Annotated in this window: 18 protein-coding genes and 1 riboswitch; of the genes, 15 read left to right on the forward strand and 3 right to left on the reverse strand. The window is 49.0% G+C overall.

Annotated elements, in window-relative coordinates:
• The first annotated feature begins 66 nt into the window (after window positions 1-66).
• On the forward strand, window positions 67-768 hold the full coding sequence (locus HP435_RS02830) for an SDR family oxidoreductase (protein WP_173599867.1): 702 nt from the start codon (window positions 67-69) through the stop codon (window positions 766-768).
• 100 nt (window positions 769-868) lie between these two features.
• Here HP435_RS02830 and HP435_RS02835 read toward each other — a convergent pair whose 3' ends face one another.
• A complete protein-coding gene (locus tag HP435_RS02835; RefSeq protein WP_229049799.1) occupies window positions 869-1432 on the reverse strand; it encodes an MFS transporter in 564 nt (187 codons plus the stop codon).
• 256 nt (window positions 1433-1688) lie between these two features.
• Window positions 1689-2282 carry an MFS transporter gene (locus HP435_RS02840; RefSeq protein WP_229049800.1) on the reverse strand — a complete coding sequence of 198 codons (594 nt, stop codon included), beginning with the start codon at window positions 2280-2282 and terminating at the stop codon, window positions 1689-1691.
• A gap of 189 nt (window positions 2283-2471) precedes the next feature.
• Between HP435_RS02840 and HP435_RS02845 the strand changes: the two genes are divergently transcribed.
• From HP435_RS02845 to HP435_RS02870, 6 genes are all read left to right on the forward strand, one after another.
• On the forward strand, window positions 2472-3476 hold the full coding sequence (locus tag HP435_RS02845; protein ID WP_173598090.1) for an LCP family protein: 1005 nt from the start codon (window positions 2472-2474) through the stop codon (window positions 3474-3476).
• Between the two features lie 283 nt (window positions 3477-3759).
• Complete coding sequence (locus HP435_RS02850) at window positions 3760-4059, forward strand: Ger(x)C family spore germination C-terminal domain-containing protein (protein ID WP_229049801.1); 300 nt, start codon at window positions 3760-3762, stop codon at window positions 4057-4059.
• A 105-nt stretch (window positions 4060-4164) separates the two neighbouring features.
• Window positions 4165-4284, forward strand: a riboswitch (SAM riboswitch).
• 110 nt (window positions 4285-4394) lie between these two features.
• Window positions 4395-5408 carry a methionine ABC transporter ATP-binding protein gene (locus HP435_RS02855; protein ID WP_122966698.1) on the forward strand — a complete coding sequence of 338 codons (1014 nt, stop codon included), beginning with the start codon at window positions 4395-4397 and terminating at the stop codon, window positions 5406-5408.
• Window positions 5409-6074 (forward strand): methionine ABC transporter permease, encoded by a 666-nt coding sequence (locus tag HP435_RS02860; RefSeq protein WP_063229431.1) that lies wholly within the window; start codon window positions 5409-5411, stop codon window positions 6072-6074.
• 56 nt (window positions 6075-6130) lie between these two features.
• Window positions 6131-6973 (forward strand): MetQ/NlpA family ABC transporter substrate-binding protein, encoded by an 843-nt coding sequence (locus HP435_RS02865; RefSeq protein ID WP_122966599.1) that lies wholly within the window; start codon window positions 6131-6133, stop codon window positions 6971-6973.
• A gap of 191 nt (window positions 6974-7164) precedes the next feature.
• The gene (locus tag HP435_RS02870) at window positions 7165-8817 is read left to right on the forward strand and encodes a peptide ABC transporter substrate-binding protein (protein WP_122966598.1); all 1653 of its coding nucleotides are present in this window, start codon (window positions 7165-7167) and stop codon (window positions 8815-8817) included.
• Window positions 8818-8889: 72 nt separating this feature from the next.
• On the opposite strand, the gene HP435_RS02875 is transcribed toward HP435_RS02870, so the two are convergent.
• Complete coding sequence (locus HP435_RS02875; protein ID WP_122966597.1) at window positions 8890-9339, reverse strand: SRPBCC family protein; 450 nt, start codon at window positions 9337-9339, stop codon at window positions 8890-8892.
• A 118-nt stretch (window positions 9340-9457) separates the two neighbouring features.
• Here HP435_RS02875 and HP435_RS02880 point away from each other — a divergent pair, with 118 nt between their 5' ends.
• The 8 genes from HP435_RS02880 to HP435_RS02915 all read left to right on the forward strand — a co-directional run bounded on the left by HP435_RS02880 (window position 9458) and on the right by HP435_RS02915 (window position 19350).
• The gene (locus HP435_RS02880; protein WP_173599866.1) at window positions 9458-10264 is read left to right on the forward strand and encodes a helix-turn-helix transcriptional regulator; all 807 of its coding nucleotides are present in this window, start codon (window positions 9458-9460) and stop codon (window positions 10262-10264) included.
• A 281-nt stretch (window positions 10265-10545) separates the two neighbouring features.
• Window positions 10546-12171, forward strand: a complete 1626-nt coding sequence (locus tag HP435_RS02885; RefSeq protein ID WP_122966595.1) for a peptide ABC transporter substrate-binding protein — start codon at window positions 10546-10548, stop codon at window positions 12169-12171.
• A 433-nt stretch (window positions 12172-12604) separates the two neighbouring features.
• Entirely contained in the window at window positions 12605-14251 is a 1647-nt protein-coding gene (locus tag HP435_RS02890; RefSeq protein WP_122966594.1) for a peptide ABC transporter substrate-binding protein, read from the forward strand.
• Window positions 14252-14432: 181 nt separating this feature from the next.
• Window positions 14433-16022 carry a peptide ABC transporter substrate-binding protein gene (locus HP435_RS02895; protein ID WP_173599865.1) on the forward strand — a complete coding sequence of 530 codons (1590 nt, stop codon included), beginning with the start codon at window positions 14433-14435 and terminating at the stop codon, window positions 16020-16022.
• 111 nt (window positions 16023-16133) lie between these two features.
• The gene (locus HP435_RS02900; RefSeq protein ID WP_063229439.1) at window positions 16134-16391 is read left to right on the forward strand and encodes a hypothetical protein; all 258 of its coding nucleotides are present in this window, start codon (window positions 16134-16136) and stop codon (window positions 16389-16391) included.
• Window positions 16392-16540: 149 nt separating this feature from the next.
• Window positions 16541-16921: a hypothetical protein gene (locus HP435_RS02905; protein ID WP_229049802.1), complete on the forward strand. Its 381-nt coding sequence runs from the start codon at window positions 16541-16543 to the stop codon at window positions 16919-16921.
• A 186-nt stretch (window positions 16922-17107) separates the two neighbouring features.
• Window positions 17108-18787, forward strand: a complete 1680-nt coding sequence (locus HP435_RS02910; RefSeq protein ID WP_173599864.1) for an N-acetylmuramoyl-L-alanine amidase — start codon at window positions 17108-17110, stop codon at window positions 18785-18787.
• A gap of 14 nt (window positions 18788-18801) precedes the next feature.
• Window positions 18802-19350, forward strand: coding sequence for a GerMN domain-containing protein (locus tag HP435_RS02915; protein ID WP_173599863.1), 549 nt, complete (start codon window positions 18802-18804; stop codon window positions 19348-19350).
• Window positions 19351-19467 lie beyond the last annotated feature (117 nt).

Consider the following 19467-nt stretch of genomic DNA (forward strand, 5'->3'; position numbering starts at 1 on the left):
GGGGATTCCTTTTCGCCTTTTACTATACTATTATATATAATAAGTTTATAAAAGGCGGTGATTGTTGTGTCTGCAAGCAAGCTGGTGGTCATTACAGGGGCGACCCGGGGATTGGGCAGGGCGATGGTGGAGCGGTTTCATGAAGCGGGCTGGGTCGTCGCGGGATGCGGCCGCTCGATGGCAGAAGTGTGGAACTTGAATCGCGAGTTTGGAAAAAGGCATCATTTTTCGACGATCGACGTTTCCGACGGGAAGCGGGTGGAAAGCTGGGCAGAGGAAGTGTGCAGCAAGCTTGGCGTACCGGATCTTCTCCTCAACAACGCCTCCCTGATCAATCGCAATAGCCTGCTGATGGAGCTGTCGCCAGAAGAATTTACGACAGTCATGAATGTCAATGTAAACGGCGTGTTTTACGTCTGTCGCGCTTTTTTGCCGAAAATGGTACCCGATCCGGAGGGCAGAGTGATTGTAAACATCAGCTCGTACTGGGGGCGAGTCGGGGAAGCGTATGTAGCACCGTATTGCGCATCCAAATTCGCAGTCGAAGGGCTGACCCAATCGCTGGCGCAAGAATTGCCGAAGGGGATGGCGGCAGTCGCGCTTGACCCGGGAGGAAGCGTCGGTACGTCCATGCTGCAAGCGTGTTCGCCGCAAGACATGGCGGCAGCCCCATCCGCACAAGAGTGGAGCCGTGTAGCTGTGCCGTACATCATGAGCCTTTCTGCGAAGGACAACGGCAAATCGTTGACATGCCCGCCAGTGAGGTAGCCGGGTTTACGAAGAAAGCGACAATCGAGAACGGTCTGGATAGCAAACAAGCCGCCTTTTTCCAAGCTGGAAGCAGGCGGCTTGTTTATGTGTAAACGAATCAACTGGCTTTTGTCGCCGAGACTCGTTTTTCGCGCTGGACATACGCATGGAGCAAACAGAGGAAGACGGAAGCAAGCGAAACGAGGGAGGCCAAAAGCAACGTGGGCTGCACGCCACCGTGGTCGTACATATAGCCCATCGCCAGCGGGCCGAGCAAGCGCCCCACAGCAGTGATCGCCCCGACGACTCCCAGGTAAAAGGGAGCGTTTTCCCCCGTCTTTTCCGTAATGAAAGTCGGGATGGTCGGAGAGATCAGCATTTCGCCAAAAGTGGTAATGATCATGCCGGCGATAAAAGCAAAGTAGCTGCCGTGATACATGAGCATGAAGCCGAACCCGAGAGCGTATGCCACCGCGCTTGCCACCAGCTGCGCGGACAAGTTTTGCTGCAGGATGTGCTTGATCCAGGACGTGATGGGCTGACCCGCAAAAATGATGATGCCGTTGATCGTCCACAGCCAACTGAAGGCCGACAGCGGCATGCCCTGCGCCGTAATGTAAGGGGCGACACCCGTGTTCCAGACCATGTTGGAAAAGAAAATACAGGCAGCTCCCAGTGCCATGAACAAGTAAAGCTGGTAGCGCAGAAGCAGGGCAAACGTATTTTTCGCCTCGCCTTGCCGCCGGTTTTCTTTCGCCTGGTCGCCAACCAGCTTGGTGCGAGATATTTTTCATAAGGCTCTTTTCGCAAATTTTGTTGCTATTGCTGTTGTGGAAACGTGTGCTCTATAATGAAAATCAGGAAGTCTATAGGATTTCCATTTACCGTGAATGCACGCTTCGCTTGGTACTATAAATATCAAGCAACTCACGGCTTTTCTAAAAGCAACAATTTCTTAGAAAAGAGCGTTTCATAAAAAGGAAGAAGAACAGCGCAAACAACAGCGTGCTCGTACTGTTGAACAAAAAGGTCAACTGAAAGGAAAAGGTAGCGATGACCCCGGCAAGCGAAGTGCCGATCGCCATGCCGAGATTGTTGCCTACGTAGACGATGTTAAACAGCTCTCGGCGCTGCTCCTTCCAGCGAAAGCCAATAAATGCCTGGATCGCCGGAAAAGAAAGGTTGAAAGTAAAGCCCAAACAGGTCATGAGCACGAGATAGACGGGCCAGCTGCTGATGAACGGAATGGACAGCTGAATCAATCCTTGAAAAAGCAGCGCTCCCACGATGAGACGCTTGGCGCCCAAGCGGTGAAACAGGGAGCCGCCGACGAATTGCCCGGCAATGCCCGCCAAAGACTGGACCATCAAAACAAAGCCGGCTTCGGTCATGGAGCGTTGGAGAATCGTATGTACGTACAAAGTAGTCAACGGCCACATGAAAGCGCTGCCAGCAGAATTGATAAAGCTTGCAACGAGAAAAAACAGGGCTTCCTGCGGGTAACGCTGAAAAAATGCGGATGGAGAAAGCACGACAAGTCACCCCTTGGAAACGAGTATGAAGGTAGTATAAAGAATATTGCAAATTTTGTAAACGTTAAAGTATAAAAAGTTAAGCTACCCAAATAAAGGCTGCTCCACATTGTAAAGATTCGAGTATACTAAACAAGTGGTGAGATGAGTTCAAGTAGATACAGAGAATAAAAGGTGGAGTAGTTCTTTATGCGAATATGGAAACGAGTGTTGCTCCTGATGCTTGTCGTGATTGCCACGACAGCGGGTTATTACGGATACTCCTTTTATGAGTTTGCTCAAAATATCCAGGCTCCTAATGTTGTTACACCTGCCCCGCCGGATGGCGGAGCCGCAACGAAAGCGGCGGAGATACCCGAGTGGGATGGTCAAGAGCGTGTGAACATCTTGCTGATGGGTGTGGATCGCAGGGGAATGAAAAATAACGGGCTTCCCCGTTCCGACTCCATGATGCTGGTCAGTATCGACCCGGCATCCAAGCGTTACGATCTGTTCTCCATTTTGCGGGATACGTATGTGGACATTCCCGGAAATGGCAGCTCGCGTATCAACTCGGCGATTGTAGACGGCGGGCCTGAGCTGGCGATGAAGACGGTCAGCCAGTTTACCGGACTTCCTGTGGATCGCTACGTCATTACCGATTTCGAAGGCTTCAAGGCGCTGATCGACGCAGTGGGCGGCGTCGAGATCGACGTAGAGAAAAACATGTATTACCATGACCCGACAGATAAAGGCGTCTACGATATCAATCTGAAAAAAGGTGTGCAGCAGTTGGATGGCAACAAGGCGTTGCAGTACGTCCGTTTCCGCCATGACGCCACATCCGACTATACGCGCACCGAGCGTCAGCGCAAATTGCTCGCCGCTGTAGCGAGCCAGATGAAGAGCGGCACATCCCTGATCCAGTTGCCGTCCATCCTCAAACAAGTGGCGCCGTACATCCAGACGAACATCAGCTCCATGGACATGCTGAAGCTGTCCGCGCTCGGCTTGAAGCTCGATACGATGCAACCGGGCAACTATCAGCTGCCGCCGATGGGAATGTTCCGGGAATCGCACAAGGCAGGAGCCGTGCTCATTCCCGACGTAGACCAGATTCAGTCGTTCATTCAGGAAAAGCTTGAGCCGCCGACTGAAACGATGCAACAAGAGGACAACAAAACAGACGACAGTACAGACAGCACGCGAATGTAGCGTGCTGTTTTTTTGCATATTTGGGCACACTATCCATGATTTTCTACAGCACAGGCACATTGGGGTGAAGGAGATGGACCAGGAGTTCCTGCATAGATGGTGTTCGCATGGCGGATGCCAAAGTCGTGTACAGCGAGCTTATTCCGAAGCTGAGGGAAATCGATCAGGATAGACTGAATATCGACCATGTCGAAAGGCACTTGGGACTGGGGAAACGAGCAAGGGCATGCGGGACAAGGCGAAGTTGCAATCAGACAAAAAACTTTCAGGCGGGCAAATACGGGTGGCATTGTACAATGAGCACTTTGCGAAAAAAGGCATTGGCAGCATCTCCTCCCGTTACAGCAAAATGATGAAAACGATGGAGGACGCATTGGAAAAGGAAATCGAGAAAGAACTGCAAAAAGTCGTCAAAAAATTGCAGCAACTGGACGTCGATCCGGCGGGATTTGGCATCGTCTACCGTGCCCAGCAGAGGGGATTGAAAGAGATGACGAACCGCGACTGGAGAAAAATTTTCCGGCAGGCGTCTTTTCGTTTTCATGTTCAGGCAACCATTATCCGCAACGGAGTGATGGATTAAAAAAGTTTTTCCTGGGATTGCTATTGACGGGATATTTTCAAAAAGGATATAATCCGGTTTGTATCATGAAAATATGAAAAACGAACATAATATACGTGGAAATCTTTCTTATCAAGAGAGGCGGAGGGACAGGCCCGATGAAGCCCGGCAACCGGTTCATTTTTTCGAAAATGAGCGTCGCGGTGCCAATTCCTACAAGATTGGTTGGATCTTGATAGATGAGAAGGGTGGATGCGAACGTATACATGCGTTGCAGCCCCTTTTTCGTTTATGAAAAAAGGGGCTTTCTGTTTTTCACAAGGCATGTAGACAGATTTTGCTGGGAGGTGGATGCGTTGATTCAATTGCAACAACTGCATAAAAGCTATCAAGTACAAGGCAAGACGATTCCGGCATTGCTCGGGATTGACCTTTCCATAGATAAAGGGGAAATTTACGGGATCATCGGGCATTCCGGTGCGGGGAAAAGTACCCTGATTCGTTGCATCAACCTGTTGGAGCGCCCTACGTCAGGACAAGTCGTTGTCGACGGAGTGGATTTGACCAAGCTCGATGACAGCAAGCTTCAGGAAAAGCGCCGCCAGATCGGGATGATTTTCCAACACTTTAACCTGTTGTCTTCCGCGACCGTAGGCGAGAATGTCGCTTTCCCGCTCAAGCTCGCCAATCGCTCGAAGGCTGAAATCCAGAAAAAAGTGGACGAGCTGCTCAAACTGGTCGGGCTGGAAGCGCATCGGGACAAGTACCCGTCGCAATTGTCCGGCGGTCAGAAGCAGCGCGTAGGCATCGCCCGAGCGCTGGCCAATGATCCGAAAGTGTTGCTGTGCGACGAAGCGACTTCCGCCCTCGATCCGCAGACGACGAACTCGATTCTCGCGCTCTTGCTCGATATCAACCGCAAACTGGGATTGACCATCGTGCTGATCACGCACGAAATGCACGTGATCCGTTCCATCTGCGACCGCGTAGGCGTCATCGATGGCGGAAAAATTGTCGAGTCGGGCGAGGTTCTGGATGTGTTTCTCAAGCCGCAGCATCCGACGACACAGGAATTTGTCGAGCAGGTGGCCGATTCCAGCGAGCTGCGGGAAGCAGTCGCGCACGAAAAGGCGGCAGGAAACCGCACGATTGCCCGCGTCACATTCCTGGGGGAAAAGACGTACCAGCCGATCTTGTTCCAGACGATGCAAGAAACAGGCACGGTGTTCAGCATCTTGCAAGGAACGATTTCCCGCATGAAGGATACGCCGTACGGCCAACTGGTCGTCGAGCTGGAAGGCGATGTCCGTCAAAACGAAAAAACCATCGAGACGTTGCGTCAGCGTGGCTTGGAAGTAGAGGTGATATAGATGGACTGGACTTTGGAAAATGTGGATTGGTCGGAGATCGCCGAGGGAACAATAGATACGCTGACGATGCTTGGCTTCTCGACACTGTTTACCATCCTGATTGGTTTGCCGCTGGGGATTATTTTGTTCCTGACTTCTCGCGGACAGCTTTTGCAAAACCAGGTGTTTTATGCGATTGCCTCATTCGTTGTCAATATACTGCGTTCTGTACCGTTTATCATTTTGATGATCTTGCTGATTCCTGTGACAAAAGTAATTGTGGGTACTTCACTCGGGGTACTCGGAGCGATTCCGCCGCTCGTCATCGGTGCAGCCCCGTTTTTTGCGCGGCTGGTGGAAACCTCGCTGAGAGAGGTGGATCGAGGAGTCATCGAAGCCGCTCAGTCGATGGGAGCCTCCAACTGGCAAATCATCTGGAACGTGCTGCTTCCTGAATCGCGTCCAGGTCTGGTGGCCGGGATTACGATCACGACAGTTGCCCTTGTCTCTTACACCGCGATGTCCGGCGTAATCGGCGGCGGCGGGCTGGGAGATTTGGCAATCCGCTACGGCTACCAACGCTTCCAGACAGATGTCATGATTGTTACAGTGATTATTTTGCTCGTGTTGGTCCAGATCTTGCAGTCGCTGGGGGATCGCCTGGTTATGCGATTCAGCCGCAAGTAAGGTCTTTCCATATAAGCTTTGCAGAACACAGACCAAAAAATAGGGGGAAATCATTTATGAAAAAATTAGTCGTATCTGTACTTTCTACCGTATTGGCATTTTCCTTGGCAGCGTGCGGAAGCAAAACGGAAACAGCTCCAACTCCAACTGAAGGCGGCGCACAAGGCGGACAACAGCAAGAAGTAACGTTGAAAGTAGGCGCTTCTCCGGTTCCACACGCAGCCATTTTGAAGTTCATCGCTCCAAAGCTGAAAGAACAAGGTGTTAACCTGGAAGTGAAAGAGTTTACCGATTATGTACAACCAAACGTACAGCTGAATGAAAAGCAACTGGACGCAAACTTCTTCCAGCACAAGCCTTACCTGGAAGAGTTCAATAAAGGTCAAAACATGGACTTGCAGCCAGTAATCGCCGTGCACATCGAGCCTTTCGGTGCTTACAGCAAAAAAGTAAAATCCGTTGACGAGCTGGCAGAAGGCGCAACCATTGCTTTGCCAAACGACCCGACCAATAGCGGACGCGCGCTCGCTCTGTTGGAGAAAAACGGCGTGATCAAGCTCAAAGAAGGCGCTGGCATCAGCGGAACGGTAAAAGACGTTGTAGAAAACAAGAAAAACCTGAAGTTCAAAGAAGTAGAAGCTGCTATGCTGCCACGCGTCCTGGAAGAAGTTGACCTGGCGCTGATCAACACCAACTATGCACTCGAAGCAAAACTGGTGCCGACAAAAGACGCTCTCTTCCTTGAAGACAAAGAGTCTCCATATGCGAACTTCCTGGTAGCTCGTCCAGACAACAAAGATTCCGAAGCGATCCAAAAGCTGGCGAAAGAACTGAACAGCCCAGAAGTGAAAAAGTTCATTGAAGATGAATACAAAGGTTCCATCGTTCCTGCATTCTAAGGAACAGCTAATTGATGAATCAACAAATAAACCCAATTTGGCCCGTGTGGCTGGTTGGGTTTATTTTCATTTATAAAAGTATAAATATTCGTAAAATTTAATTAAATCTCACCGAACCCCATTCTCAAGACGATTTTTGTCGAGTATATTGTGGTGGCGATAGAAAAAAATTGATAAAGGGGAAAATTCAGATGAACAAAACATTCAAACTACTTTTCGGCGTGTCGCTTGTGGCTGGAAGTATTTTGGCAGGATGTTCCGGGAATCAGGCCGCCGCTCCGCCTTCTGCACCTGCCGAGCAAAAAGCAGGAGAAGCCAAGCAGACGGCGAGCGCTGGCAAGCCGCAAGTGTTCAGGGCCAACCTGACAAGCGAGCCTTCGACGGCGGACCCTGGGCTTGCCAAGGATGCTACGTCAGGCGCGGTCGTTCGTGCTACTTTTGACGGCTTGACCAGATTAGACAAAGACGCCAAGCCGATGAACTCGGTTGCGTCGGACGTGAAAATATCCGACGACAAGCGCGTGTACACGTTTACGATTCGCGACTCGAAGTGGAGTAACGGCGATCCGGTGACAGCGCACGACTTCGAGTATGCCTGGAAGCGTGTGCTCAATCCGAAGCTGGGTGCCGAATATGCGTACCAGCTATACTACATCAAAAATGCGGAAAAGGTGCATACGGGCAAGGCGCAAGCAACCGAGCTGGGGGTAAAAGCTCTTGATGACAAAACGCTTGAAGTCACGCTAGAAAACCCGACACCATTTTTCCTGGAATTGACGGCCTTTTACACCTATTATCCTGTAGACAAAAAAGTGGCAGAAGCCAATCCGAACTGGGCGAATGAAGCAGCAACACACGTTAGCAACGGTCCGTTCAAAATGACGGGCTGGGAGCACAAGAGCAAGATTGTATTGGAAAAGAACGAAAACTACTGGGATAAAGATGCTGTCAAACTCGACCGAATCGAATTTGCCATGATTGAGGATGACAATACAGCGCTGTCCATGTTTGATAACAACGAGCTGGACTGGGCTGGTCAACCGCTTGGCGGTTTGCCGACTGATGCGATCCCGTCTTTGAAGGAAGCCGGCAAGCTGGTCGTTCATCCGAAAGCGACGATGTATTGGTACAAAATCAATACGACCAAAGGGCCGCTGAAAAATGCGAAAATCCGCAAAGCGTTGGCCTATGCGGTCGATCGCCAAAGCATCGTGGACAACATCACGCAGGTTGGACAAGTGCCGACGATGGGAATGCTGCCTCAATCGATGATTATCAAACCGGAAGGCTACTTCCGCGACAACGATGTCGAGACAGCGAAAAAGCTGCTGGCGGAAGGCATGCAAGAGCTGGGTGTGACCACCTTGCCCACGATTACGATGTCCTACAACCCGACAGACAGACACAAAAAAATCGCGGAAGCCATGCAGGATCAGTGGAAACGCAATCTCGGCATCGACGTGAAGCTGGCGATCAAAGAATTTAAGGTTCACTTGCAAGATTTGCATGAACTGAATTACGAGATTGGCCGCTTGGGCTGGAATGCCGATTTCAACGATCCGATCAACTATTTGGAAATGTTCCGCGACGCGAAGACCGGAAACAACGATACGGGATGGGAAGACGAGCGCTACAAAGAGCTTTTGAAACAGTCCGCCTTGGAGAGTGACCCGGAGAAGCGCAAGCAGCTGTTTGCGGAAGCCGAGCAAATTTTCATGGACGCCATGCCAGTCATTCCGCTCTTTACGGATGTCGACGTGTGGGTGCAAAGCGACAAGGTAAGAGGCGTACAGGTAGACGGATTGGGCTTTATCGATCTGAAGTGGGCAGAGATGGTCGAGTAGCAGGCCAAAAACCCCGGTAGCGAGAGTGCCAAGGCATGCCGCTTCCGGGGTTTCCTTTTCAAATTGTCCGGCTTAGTAGCCGAAATCCAACGTTTTTCCTGTTTCTGCATACGTCTTGATGTTGGAGAGAATCATCGGCCAATCTTGACTCGCGTTGGCGTTGGAAGGATGATTTTCGGTCCATTGGTCGTTGATCAAGGTCAGTCGTGTACATCCGCCGACAGGCTCCAGCTTGAAGGTCACGCGGCTCTGCAGTTCAGCGTGGTTGGGCCGGTAAGACGGGCCAGGATGCTCCAGGAAGCTGAAGACTTGCTGCGGCTCGAATGCCAGAACCTTTCCGTACACATGGACTGTCTCAGGGCCATCATTTCCAGGCCCGACATAAGCCAGATCGTCACCGACTTGAAAAGTGGAGCGGATGACGGAGTTGAAAAACGTGCTTTTGACTCCCTCTTCCGAAGTGAGAACGTGCCATACGCGTTCTGGGGTAGCTCCGATGTAAAAATTGAAAATATGATCCATGTCGTGCCTCCTGTTATCAATAAATTTTGAAATTGTAATCCCCAGCTGCAACTACTACTCTTAGTATAGACAGACAAAACAGGGGTGTATTGTAAAAACGCGACAGGAGGCGGACTAAATGGAAAAAAATCCGGATATGCTGCCAAAAGGCGTGCTGCATGCCGTGCTCGGCGGCAAAAAGTTTTCGCTGCAACGGTATGAGCCAAGCAAGGAGATCGGATACTTCGTTCAGCACTATTGGGTAGTCAGATGGGATTTGCGCGGACAAGCTCCTTATTCGCAAACAGTGTTGGCCCACCCCAACGTCAATCTCGTTTTTGAACAGGGGGCATCGGGAATTTTCGGAGTCGCTCCGTCCACGTCCTCCCATATGCTTGCGGGTCAAGGTCATGTATTCGGTGTAAAATTCAAGCCAGGGGGATTCTTTCCGTTTTGGCAAAAACCTGTTTCGGAGCTATACGGTACATCTACTACTATAGAAGAAGTGTTCCAGGTGGACACGGCCGCACTGGAAGCAGAAATACTCCAGTTGCCGGACGATCAGGCAATGGTTGAGCGATTCGAGCAGTTTCTGATTGAACGGCTGCCCCAGCAAGATCCGAATGTAGAAAAAATTTCTCAGTTGGTCGCAAGGATTCAGGCGGATCGGAATGTGCTGAAGGTAGAGGATGCTGTTCGACTGTCCGACATGACGTTGCGGACGATGCAGCGACTGTTTGACCGTTATGTTGGCGTCAGCCCGAAATCAGTGATTCAGCGGTATCGGCTGCACGAAGCGGCGCAACTGATTGATCAGGGAGTAGTGAGCGACTGGTTGGAGATGTCCATAGCGCTTGGCTATTACGACCACTCGCATTTCATCCGGGACTTCCGTTCCATTGTCGGAGTATCTCCACAACAATATCGACAAATCCAAAGTTTATAATTTTGAAGAAAGCCTTCCCGGCGTCGTTTGCCAAGACGGGAAGGCTTCTTTGTTTTTGCATGGGAAGAATGGCGAAAATTCCGCGGTTCGCATAGTTTTTCCGTCGCGAGGCATACTTCATTTAATGAAGAATGTGAATTTATTTCCGTTAATACAATTTGATCTTTGAATAAAACATAATTAAACTTGCTTAAAATGTCTTCAATATTACTAAAAATGCAGTATATTTGTTGAAGTAGCTTTTCCATGAGTGTTACACATACAAAAGGGGGTCAACACCAATGAAAAAAAGCGTATTCGCAGCGATGAGTTCCATCCTGGTTCTGAGTGCGGCGCTGGCTGGCTGTGGCGGCGGCGAGAAAGCAGCAGAGCAAGGAAATTCTGCTAATAGTGAAAAAACAAGCGGTCCAAAAGTTCTGCGCATGAACATGAAGAGTGAGCCACCAACGGCTGACCCTGGCTTGGCTGAGGATTCCACTTCCGGTGCTGTTTTGCGTGCGACCTTTGACGGTTTGACTCGTATTGGTGAAGATGGCAAACCACATGAATCCGTAGCGGAAAAAATTGACGTTTCTGAAGATGGACTTACTTATACATTCCACCTGCGTGACAGCAAATGGAGCAACGGCGATGCTGTTACAGCAAAAGACTTTGAATACGCTTGGAAGCGAGCGCTCGATCCGAAACTCGGTTCTACCTACGCTTACCAACTGTACTACCTGAAAAACGCGGAAGAGTACAACACAGGCAAAGCGAAAGCTGAAGACGTGGGCGTAAAAGCAAGTGACGACAAAACACTTGTTGTTACTTTGAAAAACCCGACTCCGTTCTTCCTGGAGCTGACTGCTTTCTACACGTACTTCCCAGTGAACCAAAAAGTGGTTGAAGGAACGCAAAACTGGGCAGGCGACGCGAAAACTCACGTAGGTAACGGTCCGTTCAAGATCGATACTTGGGAGCACAAAAGCAAGCTGATTCTCGCGAAAAACGAGAACTACTGGGATAAAGATGCTGTAAAACTGGACAAGATCGATTTCTCCATGGTTGAGGATGAAAACACGGAGCTGTCCATGTTTGACAACGGCGATCTGGATTGGGCAGGTGCTCCAACTTCCGCACTGCCAACAGACGCGATTCCGGCTCTGAAAGACTCCGGAAAAATGCAAACGCATGCGATTGCGGGCACGTACCTGTACAAATTCAATACAGAGAAACCGCCGTTCAACAATGCGAAAATCCGTAAAGCGTTCGCTTATGCGATCGACCGTCAAACAATCATCGACAACGTAACACAAGCAAACCAAGAACCGGCAATGGGTCTGGTGCCTCCAACGATGGCAGTAGCATCTAGCCCGTACTTCAAAGATAACGATGTAGAAACAGCGAAAAAATTGCTGGAAGAAGGTATGAAAGAGGAAGGCATCACCAAGCTGCCAACTCTGACTCTTTCCTATAATACATCCGAAGGTCACAAGAAAATTGCCGAAGCAATCCAGGACCAATGGAAAAAAGCTCTTGGCGTAGAAGTGAAGCTGGAGAACAAAGAGTGGAAAGTATTCCTGGATGACCTGCACCAAGGTAAATTCCAAATCGCTCGTTCCAGCTGGACTGGCGACTACAACGATCCGTACACATTCCTGGATCTGTTCAAGCTGAAAAAAGGCAGCAACAACGATACCAACTGGGAAAGTCCGAAGTATCAAGAGCTGCTGAACAAATCTGCGGTTGAAAAAGACCCTGAGAAGCGCAAACAAATCTTGGCAGAAGCAGAAGCATTGTTCATGGACGAAATGCCAGCTGCGCCAATCTACTACTACACTCATTCCTACGTGAAGAGCGACAAGGTAAAAGGTGTTGTTCTGGACGGTCTGGGCTTCGTAGACTGGAAATGGGCAGACATTCAATAATAGCAAAGAATGAAAGAGGAGCGATCAGCTCCTCTTTTTTTGTTGAATGCGGAGGGAAATCGCCGTCAAAGCTTGTCGAGTTTGTTCATCCATAAAGAAAACAGAATAGAGGGCAATGGGAAAAATAAATATTTGTAAAATTCCAAATAAAAAATGAGTTTGAGAGCGACACGCATCAATAAGCCATTTTGGGCAGGATTGCCAAGAGTGTTGCGAGAAGAAGTGCGACAAAACCGCGCCAAATCAACGTTTTCCAGATGAGAATAAAGACGTCGAGCACTTGCTATTATATTTTTCCAATAAATTATTTTTTATAAAAGATTAAACATCTTTATAAATAAATAAAAATTTATTAAATCATTCTAAAACATATTTAAAAATAATATAAAACCATGTATATTGATAAAAGATTTAGAAAAGGGGGATTACTTGTATGAAAAAGAATGTTTTCGTAGCAATGAGTTCTATCCTCGTTCTTGGTGCGGCACTTGCAGGATGCGGTGGCGGTAACCAAGCAGCGCCAGCAGATAATAATGCAGCAGCAGGTAACAAAACGGAAACTCCTGCTCCAGCAGCTGGACCAAAAGTACTGAAATTGAACCTGCACTCCGAGCCGCCAACAGCTGACCCTGGTATTGCGGAAGATACAACTTCCAGCACGATCATCACAGCTACTTTTGAAGGTTTGACTCGTGTAGGTAAAGATAACAAAGTACATGAAGCAGCAGCTGAAAAAATTGAAATTTCTCCAGACGGTAAAAAATATACATTCAAAATCCGCGATGCTAAATGGAGCAACGGCGATGCCGTATCCGCAAAAGACTTCGAATTTGCTTGGAAACGCGCGCTCGATCCGAAAACAGCTTCCAACTACGCTTACCAACTGTACTATGTGAAGGGTGCTGAAGCCTTCAACAAAGGTACTGGTAAAGTAGAAGATGTAGGCGTAAAAGCAATTGATGACAAAACACTGGAAGTTGAACTGACTAACCCAACTCCATTCTTCCTGGAACTGGTAGCGTTCAAAACATACTTCCCAGTTCACCAAAAAACAGTTGAAGGCAACGACAAATGGGCTACTGACGCGAAAACAATCGTTGGTAACGGTCCATTCAAAATGGAAACTTGGGAACATAAGAGCAAACTGGTTGTTGTGAAAAACGACAACTACTGGGATAAAGACAACGTAAAACTGGACAAAATCGAGTTCTCCATGGTAGAAGATGAGAACACTGAGCTGTCCATGTATGAAAATGGCGAACTGGATTGGGCAGGTGCTCCAACTTCCGCATTGCCAACAGACGCAATTCCGGCTCTGAAAGATTCCGGAAAAATGACAACTCAACCAATCGCAGGTACTTATTTCTACCGTTTCAACACAGAAAAAGCACCTTTCAACAACGTGAAAATCCGTAAAGCGTTTGCTTACGCGATCGATCGTCAAAGCCTGATCGACAACATCCTGCAAGCTGGTCAATTGCCAGCAACAGGCTATGTGCCACCGAGCATGGCTCTGAACAAAGACGGCTACTTCAAGGACAAAGACCTCGATGCAGCGAAAAAATTGCTGGAAGAAGGTATGAAGGAAGCAGGCATCAGCAAACTGCCAACCCTGACACTTTCCTACAACACTTCCGAAGGTCACAAAAAGATCGCAGAAGCGATTCAAGACCAATGGAAGAAAAACCTCGGCGTAGACGTGAAACTCGAAAACAAAGAGTGGAAAGTATACCTGGATGATGTACACCAAGGTAAATACCAAGTAGCTCGCGCTGGTTGGCTGGGTGACTTCAACGATCCAATCAACTTCCTGGAAATGTTCAAAGAAAAAGACGGCGGAAACAACGATACTCGTTGGGAAAATCCGAAGTACAAAGAGCTGCTGAACCAATCCGCTCTGGAACAAGATCCAGAAAAACGTAAAGCAATCTTGGCAGAAGCTGAGCAAATCCTGATGGATGAAATGCCAATCATGCCAATCTACTACTACACTCAATCTTGGGTTAAAAACGACAAGGTTGACGGCGTAATCATCGACGGTCTGGGTGCTGTTGACTACAAATACGCTGACATCAAGTAATCATTGAAGAGATGCAACTGATATAAGGAAGAGAGGCGTTTTTAACGCTTCTCTTCTTTTTTTTGCGGCAAGCGGTCGGCGAGCATGGCGCAATCCTTTTATTAGAAAAATCACCCAAAAAATCCCTCTCGCTTGTATACTGATGGTAGAAGTCCATATAAAAAAATAAGGAGTTTTGATCGTGAAAAAAAGCGTAGTAGCAGTTACAAGCGCAATGCTGATTGTTGGGGGAAGCTTGGCAGGGTATGCGGATGCCGGACAAGCGGCGGAGCCGAAGGTGCTCAGGATGAATATGAACTCGAACCCGCCGACTGTGGACCCGGGGATCGCGGAAGATTCAACGTCAGGAGCAGTAACTAGGGCAATTTTCGAGGGATTGACCCGTGTAGGCAAAGATGGAAAAATTCATGAAGCAGCAGCGGAAAGCTATACGGTTTCTGCTGACGGCAAAACCTATACATTTAAAATCCGTCCATCTAAGTGGAGCAATGGCGATCCGGTAACTGCTCATGACTTCGAATATGCTTGGAAACGCGCGCTGAACCCTGAGACAGCATCGAGTTATGCTTACCAGCTATACTATTTGAAAGGCGCGGAAGCTTACAATCAAGGTAACGGAAAAGCGGAGGAAGTAGGAGTCAAAGCCATAGATGCGACAACCTTGGCCGTGGAGCTAACCGCTCCAGCCCCGTTCTTCACGGAACTGACAACTTTCTACACCTATTACCCCGTAAATAAAAAAGTAGTGGAAGCAAACGCACGATGGGCGCTTGACCCCAAAACGATTGTAGGGAACGGCCCTTTTCAAATCGAGACTTGGAAGCCCCAGCACCAGATGATTCTGGCGAAAAACCAGAACTACTGGGATAAAGGGAACGTAAAATTGGACAAGATTCATTTTTCCATGATAGAAGACGAACTGGTAGAGCTGACGATGTTTCGCAACGGAGATCTAGATTGGGCAGGAGCTCCTTTGTCCCAAATCCCACTTGATCTCGAGTTGGATTTGGGATCACCTCCGATACTTAACACTCAAGCGATAGCAGGCACTTATTTTTATCGCTTCAACACCAAGCAAGCTCCTTTTCATAATGTCAAAATCCGTAAAGCTTTTGCTTATGCGCTGGATCGGCAGGGGTTGATAGAAGCAATGTGGATGAATGTCCTTCCCGCCACAGGTTATGTGCCGTCGAGCATGGGGCTTAAAGCTGAGGGTTACTTCAAAGACAATGACATAGAAACAGCGAAACAGCTTCTCCAAGAAGGAATGAAAGAAGCAGGAATCAGCAAACTCCCTCCCATCACCATTTCCTACAACACATCCCAAAGTCATAAAAAAATTGCAGAAGTGATCCAATATCAATGGAAAAACAATCTTGGCGTAGAGGTGAAGTTGGAAAACACCGAATGGAAAAAATTTCTGGAAGATGTCCACCAAAGCAAATATCAAATATCCCGCTTTGGCTGGCTCGCCGACTTCAACGATCCGATCAACTTTTTGGAGATGTTCAAGGACAAAGACGGCGGGAACAATGACACTGGTTGGGAAAATCCGCAGTATAAAGAACTGCTGAACCAGTCGGCAAAAGAGCAGGACCCGCAAAAACGCAAAGCGATTCTCGCCAAGGCCGAGCAAATCCTCATGGACGAAATGCCGATCATGCCGATCTATTATTATTCACAAAATTGGCTGCAAAGCAAAAAGGTCGATGGAGTGGTTATGGACGGCTTGGGAATGATCGACTTCAAATACGCAGATATCAAGCCTTAATCTGCTGATGCCCTTCTTTCTTTTTTTCCAACGCATGGACAAATGACCAATCCATTGTGCTCCTGGCTACATAGAGTAAAAAGGAACAAACTGCAACCAGGGGGGATCGCTGTGGATATTGGCAAATTGCTCAGCATTGTAAGGTCAATTCCCAAAGACAAGCTGAAAACGGACGCAGGCTTGAAAGAGGTCATTCGCGATTTGGGCAAAAAAGCGGGCAAAAACTTCTCAGACAAGGAACTGAACGGATATGTGGCGCAGTTTCGGCAAATGTCCAAGACCGAAAACGTCGGGAGCCTGCTGAATAAGCTGTCCAAAAAAGGCGTTAATTCCAAAGACATCGACAACCTGAAAAAGCGCTTTAAATAAAGGGGGGGCTTATCTAGGAGGGAGGTGGGATTATCGCTGCCAAGACCCGAAGGAAAAAGAAGCAGGCCGTCTCCCAGGGCCAACTGTTAGAGACGATGCACAGGCTGGCTGATGCGCATGATGTGAGCAATGCCCAGGTGATGCGCGAGATGAACCAGATGAAGCAAGAGTTGCAGGATATGAAGGACACGCTTGGAAGACTGAAGGCTACGCCCAGTCTGGGACCGCGGCGTAGCATCTTGTTCGGTGGACGCCAGCGTCCGGTTCCTGTACAGTCCGCCCCGGAGAAACCGAAGCCTGCGATCTCGATTGAAGATTTGCTGCCGTTATTGCCGCACTTGAGCGGGGCTATTCCCCAACTGAAGAACCCGAAAGTAGCGGATTCAATCAAAGTCCTGTCAAATCCGGCTGTCATGTCCATGATTCAGCAGTTTATTGCCAGCGGGGGCTTGAATATGCTGAAAGGGCAGGGACCCGTTCAGGAAGTAAGCAGAAGAGAAAGGCGCGGCTTGTCGCGCTTCCTTCGATAGAACAAGCAGGATCAGACACGATTCTCTTTCAAAAGACTGCCTCTTTGTCAAAAAAGAGCAGTCTTTTGTCTTTTTGGTACGAAAAGACTATAAACTTTACAGATTCACTAGCGTCTAATAGAATGGTGAACGTTGCACAATGGGCTAACGCCACATAACAAATCAGACATCACGGAGGAGGTCAGGATGAAAAGACGATTTTACCCTCTGCTTCTGGCGCTGCTGCTGGTCCTGCTGCTTATCCCCGGTTGGGCGGCTGCGGCAAGTAGTGCAACTGAGGAGACTGTCAGCTTAATGATTGGTGGACAAGCAGTTACCCCGGATGTACCGCCATTGATCAAAAGCGGGCGGACATTGGTTCCCGTCCGTGTCATCGCAGAAGGTCTGGGCGCAGATGTCGCCTGGAATGAAGCGACCCGGACAGCTGTTATTACGAAGGGATCTCAGCAGCTTTCCCTCACGTTGGACTCGCGCACAGCGCAACTGAACGGAAAGCAGGTCAAGCTGGATACAGCCCCTGTCATTTCCCAGAAACGCATGCTGCTGCCTTTGCGATTTGTCGGGGAATCGCTTGGAATCACAGTAGGTTGGGACAGCAGTTCCCGTACCGTCATTGCCAATGAGACGCCGCAAGTGACATTGAACGGACGCGCTCCTGAAAAAGCGATCAAGCTGTACCAGGTGTCTGACACGATGTATGTGGCTGCCGATGCAGTGGCAGAACAAGTCGGGCAAAAAGGCTTTGCCTGGAGTCGCCCAGAGCGCGGCATGACGATCGACAGCCAGCTGGTTCTCCCGTTGAAGCAAGTGGAAGACGAACTGGGCGGGTCGATTGACTGGAACCAGAAAAAGAACTTGGTCGAGATTGAAAGACTTAATCATCTGACAGGTGTTGAGCAAGATGGGGATCGCGTACATATTAATATGAAGCTGCCTGTACAGGCGAACGCTTTTGTACTGACAGGCCCCCATCGCATTGTGCTGGATCTTCCCCAAACGGCTTTGACAGATGATTTGGTGGAAGAGTTGAAGCAAAAGGAACAAGCAGCGAGCACGGGAGAGTCTGAGGATCGCCAGCAGGCTGCTTCCGCAGATGACGAGGACGAACAGAGTGCAGAAGACTCCGATTCTTATAACGATGAGCAGCAGGCAGCTGCGAGTGTGCCGGAGGAAGAGCCGCTCATCGCCAGCCTTCGCTACAGTCAGTACAGTGCTTCTCCCGAGACGGTTCGCGTCGTCATTGAGTTGAACCAGAAGAGCGCGTATAATCTGGCGTATACGAAAGACGGTATCGAAGTGAAGCTTACCCCAAAACCTAAAAAGACAGGCTACCTCATCGTAGTCGATGCTGGTCATGGGGGAAAAGACCCTGGAACGTTGGGCGTGGCAGGCAACCACGAAAAAGATTACAATCTGGCTGTCGCAAACAAGCTAATAGCCTTGTTGAAACAATATCCGGAGTTTCAGGTAGTTCCGGTGCGTACGACAGATGTATTCTATGAGCTGTCAGAGCGGGTGGCGATTGCCAACGAGATGGATGCGGATCTGTTCCTGTCCATTCACGCCAACGCATTCCCGAAACCGACGACAGGCGGAACGGAAACGTTCTATTACAATGCAAACAGCAAAACATTTGCGCAAGTCGTTCACAAGTATTTGCAAGGTGCTACGCAGTTCCCGGATCGGGGCGTCAAGGCAAGCGGCTTTTACGTCATCAAAAACACCAAAATGCCGGCTGTCCTGACAGAGACAGGCTTCCTGTCCAACCCGCAAGAGAATGCGTTGCTTACCTCATCGGAATTTCAGGACAAAATCGCGAAAGCCCTTGCTGCGGCTATTCGTGAATACTATCAGTCTTATCAGTAAGGGAGGCTTTCACGATGAAAAAAAGTCTGATGATCGGGGTGGCAGCTTTTGCTGTGTTGCTTCTGGCTGGTTGCGGACAAAATGCAACGCCTGCACCGCAGCCGACAACACCTGTTGAACAGCCATCCGGCAATAAAACAGACCCATCGACTACAGAGCCGACACTGAAAAAACAGCTCGTGACCGTCTACTACTCCGACAGCGATCTGATGGAACTGCAAAAAGAAGAACAGGAAATCTCGTTTGCAGAAGACATCGAGAAGTACAAGAAAACACTCGCGCTGCTGGGGAAGCCAGTGAAGGCAGATGCTCATTTTCCGCTCTGGAAAGACTTCCAGTACCATTCGTTGACGTTTGCTGACGGCACGTTGACGATTGATGCGGATAGCAAAAACCAGTACAACCTCGGTTCCAGCGGCGAAGGAATGGCAGTGGACTCGCTGAAAGAAACCTTTTTTCAATTCCCGGAAGTAAAACAAATCGTCATCCTGGAAGACGGCAAGAAAACGGAATCGTTGATGGGGCATGTCGATATATCGCAGCCTTTGACCCGCAACAAATAAATAGTTAACCGCAAGCGAAAGGCGGCACAACCTGATTGAACAGGATGTGCCGCCTTTTATACATTTGCCCGACCATCTTTAAAAAAGCTTAACAATGGCATCACAATCCTACAACAT

Source organism: Brevibacillus sp. HD3.3A (assembly GCF_013284375.2).
In the GTDB taxonomy this organism is placed as follows: Bacteria; Bacillota; Bacilli; order Brevibacillales; family Brevibacillaceae; genus Brevibacillus; species Brevibacillus parabrevis.